Source organism: Dysgonomonas termitidis (genome assembly GCF_054657735.1).
Map to the genome: position 1 here is coordinate 809,469 of NZ_BAAHYD010000001.1, position 16,838 is coordinate 826,306.

Sequence of the window (16,838 nt, forward strand, 5' to 3'; positions counted from 1 at the left end):
TTGGGAAAAAGTAATGAAAAATATAACCTTTGTTACCTTTTTTAAGAGTTACAAGTTTGCCTCGCCTTCGCTTCGGCGAATGTTATTTCTGCGCCCTGCGGGCAGTTACGAGTTACAAGTAAACATGATACGAGTAAACAAGATACGAGATACAAGATACAAGTTGTTAACTGATGACTGCTGACTGTTAACTGTAAAGTCGCTTTGCGTCATTGGCATATTTGCACATTGAATTCTGTTACTTTTGTAACCTTTTTAAGATTAAAACAACACCGAATGCCGGACAAAGATATATCATCACTTGTAAAACGATATCAACAGGCCCACGAATCGGGAAAGAATCCCTATTTTGACGCAGACGAATTCAGCGATCTGGCCGAATACTTCGATTCGATAGACGAACTGGACACAGCCCGCGAAATAATAGATGCCGGGCTGGCTATTCATCCGGGCAATACACCTTTACTTATAAAAAAGGCGAAACTGGCTGTTTATGACAGTGAATATGAGCTGGCGCTGGAGCTTCTGGATTCTTCATCGGAATATGACTTCGACCTTTATCTGTTAAAGATTGAATGCTATCTGCAACTTGAACAGTATCAGGATGCCTTTAAGCTGTCGGAGGAGCTGCTCGAAAAAGAAGAAGACGAACCCTTGGATAATGTGCTTGCCGAACTCGGGTTTCTCCATGTGGAAGCCGATTGCTTCAAAGAAGCGGTATTGTATCTTCAGGAAAGTCTGAAGTACAACCCCGAAAATATAGAAGTATTGTCGGATCTGGCTTATGCCCATGAGATGCTGGGAGACTTCGACGCTGCCATAGATACTACAAACAAGATACTCGATATAGAACCATATACTTATGAAGCATGGGTAAATCTGGGTAAACTGTATTCATTGAAGGAGCAGTTCGAAAAGGCTATCGATGCTTTCGATTTTGCCCTTACAATCAATGATGCGGACAGTAATGTGCTGAAACTGAAAGCCCATTGTTTATCATTGGCAGATAGGACAGGGGAGGCGATCGAAATATTCAACGACCTGTTGCTGGCCGATCCGGAGGATACTTCCATCCATTTCCTGCTTGCAGAATGTTATGAGTCTCTTGAAATGTATGATGAAGCGTTGTCCTGCTTGCAGAAATATGAAGATATAGAGGGTGAGACCTCCGAACTGTTGTCCAAACAGGCCTATCTTTATCTGGGAAAAGGAGACTATAAGAAAGCTTTAGCTATAGTTGAAAAGGGATTGCTGGATAATCCTTATTCGCTCGACCTGAATATGATTGCCGGAGAGATTGAGTTTCAGCGTGAGGAGTATAAGGAAGCCGAACTTTATTATCTGAGCATTTATTCCCAGAATAAGGAAAATTTCCAGTTACTGGACAGGCTGGCGATGGTGTACATAAAGGAAGAAGATTATCAGCAGGCGGCTTTCTATACAGAAAAACTACTCGAACTCGATCCTAACAATCTGGCGGTGAAGCAACGCTTGGCCTTACTCTACTTCGAACTGGGGGATGAAGTGGAATTCAATGTGTTATTAGACCAGTTTACGGACAAGGAATTACTATCGTTATTCGAACTTATATATACCCCTCAGTCGTCGGCTTATTTCGACCGTGATATGTTGCTCGCTTATCTGAATAAGGCGAGGGAAGCCCGCACTTTGTTTAAGAACCTCAGGTATTAGAAGCTGTTTCCGTTTTCTTTGTATTTGGTAAAAAGGCAGCTACCAATCCTATCAGCGGCAGGTATGCGCAAATATCGTACACATGCTGTATGCTCGTTTCGTCAGCTACTTTACCCAGTATGGCAGATGCTACACCCGCGATGCCGAATGCCAGGCCGAAGAACAGTCCGCCTATCAGGCCTACTTTGCCCGGAACCAGTTCCTGGGCATATACCAAAATGGCAGAGAAAGCCGAGGATAATATCAATCCGATGAAGATACTCAATATACATGTCCACATAAGCCCTGCATGCGGCATAATAAGGGCGAACGGCGCAGTGCCCAGGATCGATGCCCATATTACATATTTCCGTCCGATGCGGTCGCCTACAGGTCCTCCTATGATTGTGCCCAACGCCACGGCAAACAGGAATGCAAACAGGTATAGCTGTGCATCGTGTACCGAGACACTGAATTTGTCTATCAGGTAGAACATATAATAGCTGCTGAGGCTTGCCATATATACATATTTGGAAAAGATAAGTATAAGCAGTATAGAGATGGCAAAGGCTACCTTCCGGGCCGAATAGCCGGAAGTTTTTTCTGGTATGCTTCCATCCGCTTTTGGTGCGGATTTCAGCCTGTACAGGTTGGCTTTGTACCATTTGCTGATAACAAGCATTATCCAGATAGAAACAAGCGCAATGATTGATAACCAGCCAATATTCCGTTGTCCGTATGGGGTTATTATCCATAGTGCCAGTAAAGGACCTACCGAAGATCCGAAATTTCCTCCTACCTGAAACAGCGATTGTGCCAGCCCGTGCTTTCCTCCCGAAGCCATATAGGCAAGCCGTGAAGCCTCCGGATGGAATATGGAAGAACCCAGCCCTGTAAGGAATACGGCTATAAGTACATGTATAAAATCGTTGGCAAGCGACAAGGACAATATTCCTATCATAGTAAATGTCATACCGATGGGCAGGGAATAGGGCTGTGGCTTCTTATCTGTAATGAGGCCAACAACAGGCTGAAACAAAGATGATGATAACTGAAATACTAATGTTATCAGTCCTATCTGCGTGAAGTTGAGCAGCAGCGAATCTTTCAGCAATGGATAAACTGCTGAAATGATGGACTGGAGCATATCATTGAGCATATGGCATACCGCCAAAAGCGAAAGGATGGTAAAAGCCGTTCCGGTCTGGGTAGTTGTTTTCATTGCAAGCCGAATTGAAGAGCATAAATTAAGCCGCCAAAGGTAAGATTAATATTTAGAGCCTGTTTAAATTTTCCATGAATATTTTTCTATGAGTATCTTTTCAGTTTTTCTTCGTTTGTTTTTAGCCTCTTTTTGTCTGATTTATCCTTTTGAGAAATAGTATAGATACTTGCTAAGATTTAAACATTGATAATATACTGAAAATTTTATCTATATAGTCAGAGCCGAAAGTATTTGGCTTATAGTTCTTTGACAGATTTGGAAGGATTTAAAAATTTAATGTTTAAGAATTTAAAGATTGATTAGAAAAAGTAATGAAAAGTGTAACCTTTGTTACCTTTTAACGAGTAGTAAGTATTGAGTAGTAAGCATAAAGGAGTTCTAATTGTTCACTGATGACTCTTTACTGTTAACTGATATATCTGTTACCTTTGTTACTTTTTAACATTATACAGATAATCAACGAAAGAATATGAGAAGCAGAAATAAAGAAATGATGACACTGAAGCTCGCTGGAAAGACACGCAGATACACCGGGAGAAATTAGGTTTACAAGAAAGGATTGTTAACTGCTAACTGTTTACTTATTTTCTGTTACCTTTGTTACTTTTTATATATTTACCTTTGTATCTTATTCAAAATCTGAAGGAATGAAACGGACAGAAATAGCAAGTCTGGGTGAATTCGGCCTTATCGATCACCTGACAAAAAATATAACACTTAGGAATACCAGCTCTGAGAAAGGGGTAGGGGATGACGCCGCGGTTTTATCTTATGGTAATAAAAAAACATTGGTAACTACTGATCTCTTACTCGAAGGTATCCATTTCGACCTGATGTATGTGCCGTTAAAGCATCTGGGATACAAGTCGGCCGTTGTCAATTTTTCTGATATTTATGCTATGAATGGCCAGCCTAAACAGATTACGGTTTCGTTGGGACTATCGAAACGTTTTTCGGTAGAAGATCTGGAAATATTCTACGAAGGGCTTAGTTTAGCATGTGAAGAATATGGCGTAGACTTGGTAGGGGGTGATACGTCAGCCTCACTTACAGGTCTGGCTATCAGTATTACCTGTATCGGTGAGGGAGAAGAAGGTAAAATCTCTTATCGGAATGGAGCGAAGGAGACGGATTTGGTTTGTGTTTCGGGTGACCTGGGAGCGGCTTTCATGGGGCTTCAGTTACTGGAGCGTGAAAAAGCTGTATATGGAGGAGAGAAAGATTTCCAACCCGATTTTACAGGTAAAGAATACTTGCTGGAGCGCCAGTTGAAACCGGAAGCGCGGAAAGATATTGTAAAATTTCTGGCAGAAGAAGGCATTGTACCCACATCGATGATTGATATATCGGATGGCTTGTCTTCCGAGTTGAGGCATATATGCAAGCAAAGTAAGGTTGGATGCCATATTTATGAAGAACGTGTTCCGATAGATTATCAGACGGCCATGATGGCAGAGCAATTTAATATGAATGTGACAACGGTTGCCCTGAATGGAGGGGAGGATTACGAACTGTTGTTTACTGTGCCTCTTTATCTGCACGATAAGGTCTCGAAAATAAAAGGGATTCATATCATCGGGCATATAACTAAAGAAGGTCTAGGCCTTGTAATGGAAACCCGTGATGGAACTGAGATAGAGCTTAAAGCTCAGGGCTGGGACTCGATAGGGGAAGAAGAGAAGTAATACTTCCGTAAAATATGGTAGGAACTGTTACTTTTCATACGCTAGGCTCCTGTGATGTAAAGTCTTCATAATAAATATACTAAATTAATATTGTCTTTGCTTTGATTCTTAATATTAAAATATTTTATACGATATTTTTGGTAAATGTAAAATATATTCTATCTTTGCACACGCAAACGCAAAGCTACAAAGATTGGTGCCATAGCTCAGTTGGTAGAGCAAAGGACTGAAAATCCTTGTGTCCCCGGTTCGATTCCTGGTGGCACCACTTTTAAAAGACTTAAAATTTGGTAAATCCCTGAAATTTAGACGTTTCAGGGATTTTTATTTTATACCAATCCCCACTTTTCGGCAATATTAGGCAATTCCGCAGGGCTAAATCGTGGTCATTTTTTGATTACGAAAAATTGACCACGAATGGTATTGTAAGTCACTGATTGTCTTATCGTTTAATGCTCTCTGTTTTGCATGGTTCAAGTATCTTTAAACCATTAATTTTCAGAGTATGAAACAGACATTTAATGTGCTTTTCTTTGTGAGAAGAACAAAGTTGAAAAAATCTGGTGATACGCCAATCATGCTGCGCATCACTATTGAAGGGCAATTAGTTGAATTACAACTCAAACGGGATGTAAAACCAAATCTTTGGAATCAGAACAAAGAACGATGCATAGGCAAAGATGCCATATCGTTAGAAATTAATCGTTATCTGCAATCGGTAAAACTCCGCTTGTTTGAAATCCATCGGAAGATGGAGGAAGACGACAAACTAATCAACCCAATGGAGATAAGGCGGAAGTTTCTCGGACTGGATGAAGAACACAAAATGTTCTTTCAGGTATTTCAAGAACATAATGACAAATGCAGAGAGTTGATCGGCAAAGATTATGCAAAAGTGACGGTTTCCCGCTTCGATACTTGCTTGAAGTATTTTCGGGAAATGAGCCAAGCTCAATATCAGCGGAAAGATATTCCATTAAAGGAAGTCTCCAACGGCATGATTCATGATTACATTCATTTCCTGAAAGCCGAAAAGGGATTACAAGAGAATACGGTCATCCGTTACATGAAGGTAGTAAAGAAAGTACTAAACATTGCGGTAAACTATGACTGGATACAAAAGAATCCGTTCGGCAATATCCGTTTCCACGAAAAAGAGGTAAACAAAGAATTTCTAACTAAAGAAGAACTGGAAACACTTCGTACGAAAGAATTTGAAATACCACGATTAGAACTGGTACGGGATGTGTTTTTAGTACAGTGTTGGACTGGACTTGCCTTCATAGATGTGTCCCAACTAAAAGAAGAACATATCATTGCCGATAATGAAGGAAACTTATGGATACGAAAGGAAAGGCATAAAACCGGAATTATGTGCAACGTGCCATTGCTCGATGTACCATTAGAAATTATTGAAAAGTACAAAGGCCACCCACTTAGCCAGAAGAGAGGTATTTTACTACCCGTATTAAGCAATCAAAAATGTAACGCTTACTTGAAGGAAATTGCTGATTGCTGTGGAATTAAAAAGAATCTCTCGACTCACACCGGCCGACATACGTTCTGTTCCGTGGTTACGCTGGCTAATAATGTTTCGTTGGAAAACATAGCGAAAATGGTCGGGCACACGAATACCCGAATGACGCAACGTTATGCGAAAGTATTAGACCAGAGTATTTGGCGGGATATGGAGAAAGTTAGAAGCAGCTTTGCTATTGAGGAATAAAAAGGAAAAACGGCTGAATTATTCATTTTGAATGTTCAGCCGTTTTAGACAACCAATAAGCAATATTTACAAAGAACTGTTATAAGCCGGACGAAGGCGTTCTTCTAAGACGTTCTTAATGTCGGACTCACGAAACAGAACCTTTCCCGGTAACTGAATAAATGGCAAAATTCCGTTACTTCGGTAATCCTGTAGCGTGCGCCGACTAATTTTGAGGATAGAACAAAGTTCTTCACTTGTCAGGTAACGCTCTCCGTCGAATAGAGGCTTATGTGTTTTCAAAACATGCTCAATGTAAGGTAAAGCATCGCTTAGTGCCTGCAATAGTTCTTGGCTATCTTGATTGGTATATAGTTGCATAGAAATATTATTTAGAATTGATGTTACTTTGTTCCAGCAGAAGTTTTACTTCGGATATTCGATAATAGATTTTCTTCCCAATGTTAGAGAATGGAAAATCCAGTGAGCGTTGCCCCCTCGTGCCAAATCTAAATTGACCCCTGAAAAAACTTTATGATTACCCCTAAATTATCCTGGTCGACGGGGTCATTTTTATTTTAGATTTACTTGTTTTTGTCTACCTTCATTTTTCTCACACTCTCACCGGTAAGTTCTATCTGATGCGCCGAGTGGACGATGCGGTCAAGAATGGCATCAGCGACTGTTGGTTCTCCTATTGCATCATACCAGTTGGCAACCGGTAATTGTGAGGTCACAATGATAGATTTGCGCTCATGACGATCTTCGATGATGTCAAGCAATATTGAACGTTCTTTAGCGTCAAGAGGAACAAGAAAGAGATCATCAAGTATAAGTAACTGACATCGTTCTATTTTCTTGAGTTCGGCCTCGAAGATCCCCTTTGTCTTTGCAACTTTTAGCGCTCCCATAAGTTTGGATGCATTGGCATAGTTAGTTCGTATTCCGTTCTTACACGCCTGATACCCAATGGCTGTTGCAATATAACTTTTGCCGGTTCCGGATGAACCGGTAATGAACAGATTCTTTCCTTGACGGATAAAGTCAAGCGACGAGAGCCGTTCTATATGGTTGCGGTCGAGACTTCGATTGATGGTATAGTCTATATTCTCAAGATAAGCCTTGTATCGAAAGCCGGCCCCTCGAATCAGGCGTTGTATGGAGGCATCCGAACGATAGTCCCATTCACGAGCCAATAGTAATGAGAGGAAGCCGTCAGCAGTCATAGACTCGGCAACGGTGGACTGCAGGCTTTCCTTAAAGGCGGCAGCCATACCATGCAGCTTCATACGGTTCATCAGATCCAGAGAAATGATATTTTGGTCTTTCTCCTGAGTAACGGGTGCGGTTTTATTATTTGTTTCCATTGTTGTTGTTAGTTTTTGTTGTTGATTTTGAGAAGTATTCACGTCCACGGATGTTCTTGTGGTGCGGAAGTGATAAGTTGGTGTCCGAGTCCTGATCAGCCTGTGGCAGAAAGTCTGCATCATCGCCCCGGTTCAGGATACCGATAACATCTTGATATCCGTAAACGCGCATCAATGAAGCACAGGCGCATGCCGCCACAAGCCTGTCCTGTCCGAAGGTCTTTTCCAAGGCTAGGATACCTCTGCATGAGCGGAAGGCCTGAGGCATATATTTCTTCTGCGATGCTACATCCTTGAGATAAAGCAAGACGATATTATCTATCTGAGTAGCTCGTTCAAAAACCTCGTCCAGATCCTTTTCGTAGCTACCATGCCTACCGGGAAGATTGTGTGCCTCCTTCCGAGTGTAGCCATAGGGAGTGTCATCACGCTGGTGGGTTGTTACCAGCCGCAGGCCATAGAAGATATCGAGAGTATCAGCATCGTAAACAATATCGACACGCTTGCCTACATATTCCTTTGGCACGCTGTAATGATGCTTCTTGAGAGTTACATAGCTATTACGCATCACGGTCACAGATTTGCGTTCCTTCATCTGATACCGCACAGAGGGTAAAGTTCGTAGATAGTCTTTTTCTACCTCTTCAAACAACTGCCTGCGAGACTGATTGCGTCCGGTAAGTTTTCTCTCGTTGAAACGACTTAGAGATTGGATAATGCAGGCATTGAGTGATTCCAAATCATGGAACATCAGACCTTCGAGATCGGTATAAACAGACTTGTACATCAGTTTTACAGCGTTCTCTACAAGGGCTTTGTCTTTTGGGTGCCTGACACGTGCCGGATATACACTACAACCATAATGCTCGGCAAAAGCGGCAAAGTCTTCGTTAATAACCGGCTCATTGCGATTGCTCCGAGTTACCGCCGACTTCAAATTGTCAGGGACGATTGCAAAGGGCACACCCTCATAGAAGTGTAGTGCATTCTCACATGCTTTTATAAGGTCTTCTTTCTTCTGCGACCAGACTGCCTCACAGTAGGTATAGTGGCTACAAGGAAGGATGGCTACAAAAACTTCAACGGATCTGACTTCGCCTGTTTGCTCATCAACAACCTCTAGACGGTCGCCCGCAAAATCAATATACAGCTGGTCTGCGGCGTAATGCTCAACGTGACCCACCGGACGTGATACAAGCCGATAACGTTGTATGTACGCGCCGAAACTTGCATGACGGAATCCACCCGGATGCTCTCGCCGGTACTCTTCATACAAAGATTTTACTGTCACTCCTTTGCGTGTAAGTCTTGCGGCATACTCAGGTAAGAGCGCCTCCAGTTCCAACTGACGCACTGAAGGGGTACGTTCCCTCTCACCGCTGCTTCCAAACATCTCCTCAAGGCGCTTCGCCGGCATGGACTGAAGCTGCTCCATTGGCATACCACTCTCTTGAAACAAACGCACATACTTGCGCACTGTGTTACGGGATAGCTCAAAGGTCGCGCTGATACCTTTTATACCCATCCCCATTGCATAGCAATGAAGAATGTTTGCTAATTTTGTTGTCATAGTAATTTTAGTTTTAACCCATCGACCAGGAGGGTAAATCTAAATTACATAAAAATCCCCTGTTGGTTTATATTCCGACAGGGGACATTTTTATTTTGGCGAAAAGGGTCAAACATATTTTGGTACATGGGGTCAATTTAGACTGGCACGAGGGGGCAACGCTCACTGGATTTTCCAGAGAATGACAGTACACCTCTTTCACGAAGATGTTGTAGTCGGCGAGGTGGCAGATTCAGAGAAGTAGCCAATTCTTTGGCCTCTATCCATTCTTGTTCTATAAACAGAGTGTTGTTAGATGGCTGTTTTGGAACTAACGAAGCTATCCGTTCCAGTCTCTTTTTGAAGGAATCAAAAGATTCTTTTTCTATACCTACTATATCCATAATTGTTTAGCTTTATCCGTTTTGCCAACAAATATAGGGTAAGAAACAAAGCGCTTGGGGAAAAAGGTATCAGAGGTATTGCTTGACGGAGAGTGGCTTAATGAAGGTGAAAACTGCTTGAATCTGGAAATCTTTATCAAGAATATGAAGCTTTAAAATATTCGATTGTTTGAGAATGCTAAGAATTACATAACTTTGTACTCATGATAAAAGAGTACTCTATCACAGAAGTTTTACCTGATTCACCTGTATCAAAATCCTTTTATATAAGGCATTTTGAATCGATGGAAGATGTGGAAATAGACTGGCCTCATAGTCATTCTTTTTTTTCTTTTGTTTGGTTTACTCATGGTAACGGATTTTATGTGATTGATTCGGAAGAATACGAAATAAAGCCACAAAGAGTATTTTATGTAGCCCCGAAACAAGTTCATAACTGGAGTTTATACGATGGAACACAAGGCTATATTATTTTTATTGACCAATCGGTGGGATTAGATATGAATCTGACTTATGGATTCCCTTATATTGATATTGACAATACAGACATATTGTTCCATACGTCTATTCTGGAGAATATCAGGAAGGAACTGTCGAATGAAAATGAAGCAGTAGATGATGAAAATATAAAAGCAGGACTTAAGTATTATTCTCACTTGTTATATCAAATTGCGAAAGAGAAACAGGTAAAAACCTCCCAGAGCAATATACTGGTAGAACAATTTAAGCGGTTAGTTTTATCCGATTATTCAAAATTACGCACAATTCCTTATTATGCCGACAAACTGAATATTGGAGAAGAAAAACTTAATGAGACATGTAAAAGGAACCTTGGTTTATCGGCAAAGCAATACCTTCTTAATCTTAAAATAACAGAAGCAAAACGCTTATTAATATACTCTGAACATAATATCTCCGAAATTACTTTTCAGATAGGATTTGAAGATTCCTCATACTTTGCCCGGATCTTTAAGAAAAGAACAGGCTTTTCTCCAAGCCATTTCCTGAAAAAGTACCGAAAACAGTTCTAAAAGTCCTGATATATATTCTATTGACACCTCTATCTTTGTATTAGTTTATAACGCTAATAAAATTATATAGGTATGACAGATTTTATATTAATATTCAGATTGAATAAAAAAGCGGACTTAAAACCATCCCCTGAACAAATTAAAGAAAGAATGGATTGGTTTGGCAATTTGATGAAGAAGGATAAAGTAGCGGATAAAGGAAACACATTATCTCCTACAAGAGCAAAAACTATCCACTCCGACAAAAGTGTAACAGATATCCCTCACTCGGAAGGCGAAGAAATTGTAACAGGATATATAGTTGTGCAAACAGAAACAATTGATGAAGCTGTAGAAATAGCAAAAGCAAATCCAATTTTTAAGATTGGAGGCAGTGTTGAAGTAAGAGAAATTGTTAAATTTATAAAAGGAAACAACTAATATCAGCACACAGAAACACAAGGGGCATCATTGTGATGCTCCTTAACTTTTTCTATTCGTTCATGATACTTATCCGTTTATTGCTTGTAGCAGTTTCTTTTCCCCATTGTGAAATGGCTTCCAGTAAAGGGATAAGTGTTTCTCCAAATTCAGTCAGTTCATAATCTACTTTTAACGGAGGCTTGCTTGTGTAAACGGTACGTTTAATTAAACCGTCTGCTTCCAATTCTTTCAACTGTAGGCTCAATGTCCGCTCTGTTATCACAGAACATTCCTTTCTTAATTCACTATATCGCTTTTTTTCGATTAAATGAATAAGAATAACCGCTTTCCATTTTCCTCCTATATACTTCATCGTCAGGCTTGTGCTGCAAGGGTATTGCTTGTCGTCTATACAATACATCTGTTACTATCGTTTTTATCCGTTATTGCAAAGGTAATAAGCTATACTTATTTTTGCAACTATAAAATATATAGTTTAATTTAAATCCTATTGAAATGAGTTTTTTAGACATTGCAAAAAGCAGGTACACGACAAAAGAGTACAACTCGGACAAACAAATTCCGGACGGGAAAATCCGAGAACTGAAAGAAATTCTAAGATTGAGTCCATCATCAATAAACAGTCAGCCATGGAGATTTATTTTTGTTTCTGATGAAAAAGTAAAAGAAAAATTAGCTGATGCTTCATATTGGAATAATCAAAGAATTAACGAAGCGAGTCATTTAATTGTGTTTACAGCAATTGATGACATTAAATATTTTGAAGAACAGATAAAAGAAAATCTACCGGAGGGTTATGTTTATTATTATAATCAATTTTTAAAACCTAAGGGAGAAACGGAAGTCAAATCTTGGTTGCAACATCAGGTTTATCTATCTCTTGGCTTTTTTCTTTCAGCTTGTGCAAGTATGGATATTGACAGCACACCGATGGAAGGATTTAATAACGAAGAATATGATAAAATACTGCAACTTAATCGCTACAAAACGCTATTTGCCGTAGCTATCGGTTATCGAAATCCTGATGATAACAATCAACCCTCCATCACACTAAAATCACGTTTGCCGTTAGAGCAAATCATTCAATCCATTTAAAAATATGAAAAAGTACATTTTAGCTTTTAGTTTGATGATAGGTGTTAATACTTACTCACAAACAGTCGATTACGAAATTTTTGCAACAGTTGAACAATCCGTTGGGAATATTGCTTTTACACATCAAGGCGATTTGGTGTACAGTCATCATCCGTTTTTTAATCCAACTTATAGAGTAGTTAGATATGATGCTGAAACCAAAACAACTACACCTTTCCCGAATCAAGGATGGAATACGCCACGGGAAACTGATGACCTTTATTTGAGTAATGTACTGGGAATTAGAAATGATGAAAACGGAATAGTTTGGATGCTTGATATGGGGCAACGAAATCCTGTTACGCCCAAAATTGTCGGGTGGAACACGGTTATGGATAAGTTGGAACGGATTTATTATCTACCCGAATCAGCTGTTGTTTCGACCTCTCAACCTAATGATATGGTGGTAGATACCAAAAACGGTTTTTTCATCATTGCTGATGAAGGTATTGGTAATGGTGGAGATGGAAGTACTGCAAGTTTAATTATTGTTGATATGAAAACAGGTAAAACACGAAGATTATTAGAAGGTTCTCGAACAACTGTACCCGAAAATTCACCCACAGTTATCAAAGGTGAACCATTAACGATAAATGGTAAAAATCTATTGGTGGGTTGCGATGGTATTACAGCAGATAAAAACTTTGAATGGCTATATTATGCGCCATTGAACGGTAGTAAAATGTATCGTGTAAAGATGAATGATTTGCTAAATGAAAATTTGAGCGAAATAGAGTTGGACAAAAGGATACAAAGCTATTCTGATAAACCGAACAATGGAGGATTAAGCATTGATATAGACGGAAATTTATATTTGACCGCTATGGAAAGCAATAGTGTAGCTGTTATTCTTGCAAAAGACAAAAGTATCCACAATGTTGTTACCGATGAGAAATTGCTTTGGGCAGACGGCGTTAGTTACAATGTCTCTGACGGATGTATGTATGTTTCAGCCGCTCAGGTTCATTTGGGAGCAGCATTTAATAATGGTAAAAGCATAGCGAAAGCACCTTTTTATATTTTTAGATTTAAACCTCTCTCAGAAGGAGTTCCATTTAGATAATTCTAATCCATTGCTGAGAAAGTAAGATTTAATAAAGAAGGAATAATTCATTTGCATACAATCTCCTCATTATATGATGTCTAATTTAGTAAACAGATTGCTTATGAATGAATTTTTAAACACGAGATTTTTCAGTTTCTTAGCTGAATACTCACAAGTTACAAACGAAGAAATGGAAAATGCCTATGGGTGCTTTATGGAACAAGTAAAAACAATCAGTGAATCCGGAAATAATTTTTCTGAAATCTTTCGGGTGCTGAATCTTTCTCGTATTGAATTGGTATTTATAGAATCGAATCAGTACGGGCAGGGGGAAAAACGCCCTGAAATTTGCCTACCTTAGAAAGGCTATCCTATTTCTTGAAGCTGAAATTGATTTGCTGAAATTCACATTCCCACAAGCAAATTACTTCTACAATAATATCCAATCAGATATTCCCAAAGTTTATTTTAGCCCCAAGTCAGATGGCTTGGGGATTGACAGTATGGGAGAATTCGCTACCACATTCGAACTATCTAATCAGTTTTTAGATGAAAACGGTAAACCTGTCCCTTTCAAATATATTGCCGAGTCATTAGAATACGCTTTCAACTTTACTTTCGGGAATGCTTATAAATCCAAATCAAGAGTATTCAGCCGTAAGCCTTACAACTTGACAAAAGCACTTGATTACCTAAAGAAATTACTCATTCGTGAAAGTAGAAGCAAGAAGATTGTGAAAAAATAATTTTATAATTTATTGATTTGTATCTGATTACAAAACTATTTTAGGGGAGTCCATAGGGATTCCCCTATTTATTTTGCTTCGTTCTTCCGTCCTTTGCGTTATCAATGCATTGAAAATAAATAGTATTAATTTGAAAAAATGAAGCAAAATGTATATCAATAACGACGATTTTGAAAAATGGATGGATAAGCTATCCAAGAAGTTGAACGATATAGGGACAGGCCTAAAATCGCTCATAAACACGAAAGAGGTATTTTCAGAGGACGAGAAACTATTGGATAACCAAGACTTAGCCTTTCTCCTGAAAGTATCATACCGCACGCTCCAACGATACCGCACCAGTGGCAAACTTCCTTATTTTATGATAGCCCACAAGACCTATTATCGGACTGTCGATGTTCGGAACTTTGTCCGTGACCATATGGATTTTCAAACCTATCAGGACTTTGAAAAGAAGCACCCGAAGAAAGGCGGAGATAATAAAACGAGTGATGATGAATGATTCCACTTTTATTAGGTTTTAAGCAGAATGAAGAAATCCAATGAAGGCTTTATTTAGTCAACCGCCTTGTATTAACGCTCCGCATTTCTCAAAAACAACCTCGCTTTGTGGCTCTGTTTGTTTTGCGAAATTAAGCAAGAGGGAACTGGACTTCGTCCTGTTCTACCTCTTGCCCTGCGGGGCAAAGCCTTAGGCTTTAATGGTTTAGCATAAACCGTTGTAATTAGTCTGATAATTAGCGATAGATATGAGAGGTTAATTATCAGACTTTTAACAAACCGATTTTCCATTAAATAGTAATTACTATGCAAAATCAGAGTAGAAATATAGTTTTTACAACCATTTCCATAGATACGGAAACGGCAAAGTTAGTAGAGAAAATATGTAAACGCTATTCGCTAAAAAAGAGTGAAGTCGTGAAATTAACTTTTCGGTATATTGACAAGGCTTCTATCAACCCTGCCGATGCTCCCGAATCGGTAAAATCGGAATTGTCCAAAATCAACAAACGGCAGGATGATATTATTCGTTTCATTCGGAGCTATGAAGAAGATAAGCTAAATCCGATGGTACGCACAAACCACTCCATTGCCAGCCGATTCGAGAAAGTAGTAAAAGAACTTTGCGAATTGGTCAATTCGCAAATAGGTAACTCACAGGAATTACAGAACAACGCCCTGAAAAGAATAAGTGAAGCATTCAGCCAACATGCAGGAGTGATTAATAACCAATCCAAACAAATCAACTCCCTTTCCCAAATACAACAGAGAGATAATAAGAAAATAATGCAATTGATTTCCCTTTATTCGGAACTGGCAACGTGCGGAGTAATGGACGGCAAACGGAAAGAAAACTTGAAAGCAGAAATCAACAACCTGATAGACGAACCATGAATATAGATTTTCCGCCATCGTCAAAAGGTACATACAACAATGCAAGTAGTAGCCGAAGACTATGTAACTACTTGGAAAAGGAAGATATGAAACGTATGGAGCAGGGAGTATATACCGAAGGCTTTTTCAATTTGGCAGAAGATAATATCTATAAATCCCAAATGGTTAAAGATATAGACAGTAATATTGGACAGCTAATGAAAACAGATGCGAAGTTTTACGCTATCCATGTAAGTCCATCAGAACAGGAACTCAAAGCAATAGGTAATACCGAACAAGAGCAAGCCGAAGCAATGAAACGCTATATCCGTGAAGTGGTTATTCCAGAATACGCTAAGAATTTCAACAAAGAACTATCGGCAGAGGATATAAAATTCTATGGAAAGATACATTTCAGTCGGGACAGGTCGAGCAACGAACTAAATATGCACTGCCATTTGATTGTAAGCCGTAAAGACCAATCCAATAAAATCAAAATAAGTCCGCTTACCAACCACAAGAATACCAAGAAAGGAACAGTCAAAGGCGGTTTTGATAGAAAGAACTTGTTTCAACAGGCAGAGCAAGGATTCGATAAGTTATTCAACTACGACAGGCAACTAACCGAAACCTTTGAATACTGTAATACGATGAAGAACGGCAGTATCTCCGACCAACTAAATATGCAAGAAAGGCAAATTACTGATGAAAGAAAAAATACAGATGTGCAGATAAGCAACGATGCCGACAAGATTGAAAACAAGTTTGCAAATTATCAAGATACTAAATCTGAAAATATTTTTTCAAATTTGAATGAAGCCAAGCAGGAAAATAAACAATCTTTCAATCTTCCCGATTTGGGGTTGTCTTCTGCATTAGAATTGCTTACACCTAATATAAACAATAGTGAAAACGAACAACAAGCTCCGATGAAAAGAAAAAAGAAGAAGCCAAAACGAGGATTCAGACAATCATAAACCATAAATATATGAACGAATACGAAGTTATACGCCAAGAAATTGACAACTACCTGATGGAACGGTTCAAATATCGTCTTTCCCTTGTATATCTCACTCCTGATAACATCGTAGTTTGTCGAAGAATCAGCCGAGTAGATTTGTATTTGCGCATCCGAAAGGTCGGAAGTACATTTCCACCTGATTGTTTGATTATCGCCCGAATCAGCTTCCGAAGAGGGCGTATAGGCAATGGAAGACATTTCGTCCGTTTCCTATCTGAAGTAGCTATAAAATACGGTTTTAAGCATATTGGTATTGAATCCGTAAACGAGAAAAGTAGGACATTTGCCGAAAAGTTAGGTTTTCAGTCGATAGACGGTTCTAACTATGTAGCATTAGTAAAGAGTTTAATATCTTATTTTCAAAATATGTATTAGGGGGTAGTGCAATTGTACCCGAAGTTATTTCCCGTGCCTATGTTGGTTATTTCCCGCTCATGGCTTCCCTGCCGTGTGGAGGG

General features: G+C 39.3%; 18 protein-coding genes and 1 tRNA gene. 13 read left to right on the top strand and 6 right to left on the bottom strand.

The features are described from left to right. Window positions 1-276 precede the first annotated feature (276 nt). Window positions 277-1,692, top strand: a complete 1,416-nt coding sequence (locus ACYQ3L_RS03220) for a tetratricopeptide repeat protein (RefSeq protein ID WP_380001778.1) — start codon at window positions 277-279, stop codon at window positions 1,690-1,692. Here the strand turns inward: ACYQ3L_RS03220 and ACYQ3L_RS03225 are convergent. After that, window positions 1,682-2,893 carry an MFS transporter gene (locus ACYQ3L_RS03225; RefSeq protein WP_380001776.1) on the bottom strand — a complete coding sequence of 404 codons (1,212 nt, stop codon included), beginning with the start codon at window positions 2,891-2,893 and terminating at the stop codon, window positions 1,682-1,684. The two genes, ACYQ3L_RS03220 and ACYQ3L_RS03225, sit on opposite strands and share 11 nt — an antisense overlap. Before the next feature lie 650 nt (window positions 2,894-3,543). Here ACYQ3L_RS03225 and thiL point away from each other — a divergent pair. The 3 genes from thiL (at window position 3,544) to ACYQ3L_RS03240 (ending at window position 6,307) form a co-directional block, all read left to right on the top strand. Continuing rightward, entirely contained in the window at window positions 3,544-4,581 is a 1,038-nt protein-coding gene (gene thiL, locus ACYQ3L_RS03230; RefSeq protein ID WP_380001774.1) for a thiamine-phosphate kinase, read from the top strand. A 195-nt stretch (window positions 4,582-4,776) separates the two neighbouring features. Then, window positions 4,777-4,849, top strand: a tRNA-Phe gene (locus ACYQ3L_RS03235). 237 nt (window positions 4,850-5,086) lie between these two features. Beyond that, window positions 5,087-6,307 carry a site-specific integrase gene (locus tag ACYQ3L_RS03240; protein ID WP_380001773.1) on the top strand — a complete coding sequence of 407 codons (1,221 nt, stop codon included), beginning with the start codon at window positions 5,087-5,089 and terminating at the stop codon, window positions 6,305-6,307. A 66-nt stretch (window positions 6,308-6,373) separates the two neighbouring features. Here ACYQ3L_RS03240 and ACYQ3L_RS03245 read toward each other — a convergent pair whose 3' ends face one another. The 4 genes from ACYQ3L_RS03245 to ACYQ3L_RS03260 all read right to left on the bottom strand — a co-directional run bounded on the left by ACYQ3L_RS03245 (window position 6,374) and on the right by ACYQ3L_RS03260 (window position 9,606). Beyond that, the gene (locus ACYQ3L_RS03245; RefSeq protein WP_459952324.1) at window positions 6,374-6,667 is read right to left on the bottom strand and encodes a helix-turn-helix domain-containing protein; all 294 of its coding nucleotides are present in this window, start codon (window positions 6,665-6,667) and stop codon (window positions 6,374-6,376) included. Window positions 6,668-6,870: 203 nt separating this feature from the next. Further along, the gene (gene istB, locus ACYQ3L_RS03250; RefSeq protein ID WP_459952321.1) at window positions 6,871-7,653 is read right to left on the bottom strand and encodes an IS21-like element helper ATPase IstB; all 783 of its coding nucleotides are present in this window, start codon (window positions 7,651-7,653) and stop codon (window positions 6,871-6,873) included. Beyond that, window positions 7,640-9,223: an IS21 family transposase gene (gene istA, locus ACYQ3L_RS03255; protein ID WP_380002093.1), complete on the bottom strand. Its 1,584-nt coding sequence runs from the start codon at window positions 9,221-9,223 to the stop codon at window positions 7,640-7,642. The genes istB and istA overlap by 14 nt, the downstream gene beginning before the upstream one ends. A gap of 137 nt (window positions 9,224-9,360) precedes the next feature. Further along, window positions 9,361-9,606: a DNA-binding protein gene (locus ACYQ3L_RS03260; protein ID WP_379999016.1), complete on the bottom strand. Its 246-nt coding sequence runs from the start codon at window positions 9,604-9,606 to the stop codon at window positions 9,361-9,363. Between the two features lie 203 nt (window positions 9,607-9,809). On the opposite strand from ACYQ3L_RS03260, the gene ACYQ3L_RS03265 reads away from it, so the two are divergent. Together ACYQ3L_RS03265 and ACYQ3L_RS03270 are read left to right on the top strand one after the other, a co-directional pair. Beyond that, window positions 9,810-10,637, top strand: coding sequence for a helix-turn-helix domain-containing protein (locus tag ACYQ3L_RS03265; RefSeq protein ID WP_379999014.1), 828 nt, complete (start codon window positions 9,810-9,812; stop codon window positions 10,635-10,637). 72 nt (window positions 10,638-10,709) lie between these two features. Next, the gene (locus tag ACYQ3L_RS03270) at window positions 10,710-11,057 is read left to right on the top strand and encodes a YciI family protein (protein ID WP_379999012.1); all 348 of its coding nucleotides are present in this window, start codon (window positions 10,710-10,712) and stop codon (window positions 11,055-11,057) included. A gap of 52 nt (window positions 11,058-11,109) precedes the next feature. Here the strand turns inward: ACYQ3L_RS03270 and ACYQ3L_RS03275 are convergent, their stop codons facing one another. After that, on the bottom strand, window positions 11,110-11,460 hold the full coding sequence (locus tag ACYQ3L_RS03275) for a winged helix-turn-helix transcriptional regulator (RefSeq protein ID WP_379999010.1): 351 nt from the start codon (window positions 11,458-11,460) through the stop codon (window positions 11,110-11,112). Window positions 11,461-11,555: 95 nt separating this feature from the next. Here ACYQ3L_RS03275 and ACYQ3L_RS03280 point away from each other — a divergent pair, with 95 nt between their 5' ends. The 7 genes from ACYQ3L_RS03280 to ACYQ3L_RS03310 all read left to right on the top strand — a co-directional run bounded on the left by ACYQ3L_RS03280 (window position 11,556) and on the right by ACYQ3L_RS03310 (window position 16,336). Further along, a complete protein-coding gene (locus ACYQ3L_RS03280) occupies window positions 11,556-12,155 on the top strand; it encodes a nitroreductase family protein (RefSeq protein ID WP_379999008.1) in 600 nt (199 codons plus the stop codon). Between the two features lie 4 nt (window positions 12,156-12,159). Then, window positions 12,160-13,257, top strand: a complete 1,098-nt coding sequence (locus tag ACYQ3L_RS03285) for an L-dopachrome tautomerase-related protein (protein WP_379999006.1) — start codon at window positions 12,160-12,162, stop codon at window positions 13,255-13,257. A gap of 103 nt (window positions 13,258-13,360) precedes the next feature. Next, complete coding sequence (locus ACYQ3L_RS03290) at window positions 13,361-13,600, top strand: hypothetical protein (RefSeq protein WP_379999005.1); 240 nt, start codon at window positions 13,361-13,363, stop codon at window positions 13,598-13,600. Between the two features lie 34 nt (window positions 13,601-13,634). After that, window positions 13,635-13,985: a hypothetical protein gene (locus ACYQ3L_RS03295; protein WP_379999003.1), complete on the top strand. Its 351-nt coding sequence runs from the start codon at window positions 13,635-13,637 to the stop codon at window positions 13,983-13,985. Window positions 13,986-14,133: 148 nt separating this feature from the next. Next, window positions 14,134-14,487 (top strand): helix-turn-helix domain-containing protein, encoded by a 354-nt coding sequence (locus ACYQ3L_RS03300; protein ID WP_379999001.1) that lies wholly within the window; start codon window positions 14,134-14,136, stop codon window positions 14,485-14,487. A gap of 305 nt (window positions 14,488-14,792) precedes the next feature. Then, a complete protein-coding gene (locus tag ACYQ3L_RS03305) occupies window positions 14,793-15,380 on the top strand; it encodes a BfmA/BtgA family mobilization protein (protein WP_379998999.1) in 588 nt (195 codons plus the stop codon). Then, on the top strand, window positions 15,377-16,336 hold the full coding sequence (locus tag ACYQ3L_RS03310) for a DUF5712 family protein (RefSeq protein ID WP_379998997.1): 960 nt from the start codon (window positions 15,377-15,379) through the stop codon (window positions 16,334-16,336). The genes ACYQ3L_RS03305 and ACYQ3L_RS03310 overlap by 4 nt, the downstream gene beginning before the upstream one ends. The last annotated feature ends 502 nt before the right edge of the window (window positions 16,337-16,838 follow it).

Coding starts and splice junctions, on each gene's coding strand:
- ACYQ3L_RS03220 (WP_380001778.1), top strand. CDS start 277: ATGCCGGACAAAGATATATCATCACTTGTAAAACGATATCAACAGGCC.
- ACYQ3L_RS03225 (WP_380001776.1), bottom strand. CDS start 2,893: ATGAAAACAACTACCCAGACCGGAACGGCTTTTACCATCCTTTCGCTT.
- thiL (WP_380001774.1), top strand. CDS start 3,544: ATGAAACGGACAGAAATAGCAAGTCTGGGTGAATTCGGCCTTATCGAT.
- ACYQ3L_RS03240 (WP_380001773.1), top strand. CDS start 5,087: ATGAAACAGACATTTAATGTGCTTTTCTTTGTGAGAAGAACAAAGTTG.
- ACYQ3L_RS03245 (WP_459952324.1), bottom strand. CDS start 6,667: ATGCAACTATATACCAATCAAGATAGCCAAGAACTATTGCAGGCACTA.
- istB (WP_459952321.1), bottom strand. CDS start 7,653: ATGGAAACAAATAATAAAACCGCACCCGTTACTCAGGAGAAAGACCAA.
- istA (WP_380002093.1), bottom strand. CDS start 9,223: ATGACAACAAAATTAGCAAACATTCTTCATTGCTATGCAATGGGGATG.
- ACYQ3L_RS03260 (WP_379999016.1), bottom strand. CDS start 9,606: ATGGATATAGTAGGTATAGAAAAAGAATCTTTTGATTCCTTCAAAAAG.
- ACYQ3L_RS03265 (WP_379999014.1), top strand. CDS start 9,810: ATGATAAAAGAGTACTCTATCACAGAAGTTTTACCTGATTCACCTGTA.
- ACYQ3L_RS03270 (WP_379999012.1), top strand. CDS start 10,710: ATGACAGATTTTATATTAATATTCAGATTGAATAAAAAAGCGGACTTA.
- ACYQ3L_RS03275 (WP_379999010.1), bottom strand. CDS start 11,460: ATGTATTGTATAGACGACAAGCAATACCCTTGCAGCACAAGCCTGACG.
- ACYQ3L_RS03280 (WP_379999008.1), top strand. CDS start 11,556: ATGAGTTTTTTAGACATTGCAAAAAGCAGGTACACGACAAAAGAGTAC.
- ACYQ3L_RS03285 (WP_379999006.1), top strand. CDS start 12,160: ATGAAAAAGTACATTTTAGCTTTTAGTTTGATGATAGGTGTTAATACT.
- ACYQ3L_RS03290 (WP_379999005.1), top strand. CDS start 13,361: ATGAATGAATTTTTAAACACGAGATTTTTCAGTTTCTTAGCTGAATAC.
- ACYQ3L_RS03300 (WP_379999001.1), top strand. CDS start 14,134: ATGTATATCAATAACGACGATTTTGAAAAATGGATGGATAAGCTATCC.
- ACYQ3L_RS03305 (WP_379998999.1), top strand. CDS start 14,793: ATGCAAAATCAGAGTAGAAATATAGTTTTTACAACCATTTCCATAGAT.
- ACYQ3L_RS03310 (WP_379998997.1), top strand. CDS start 15,377: ATGAATATAGATTTTCCGCCATCGTCAAAAGGTACATACAACAATGCA.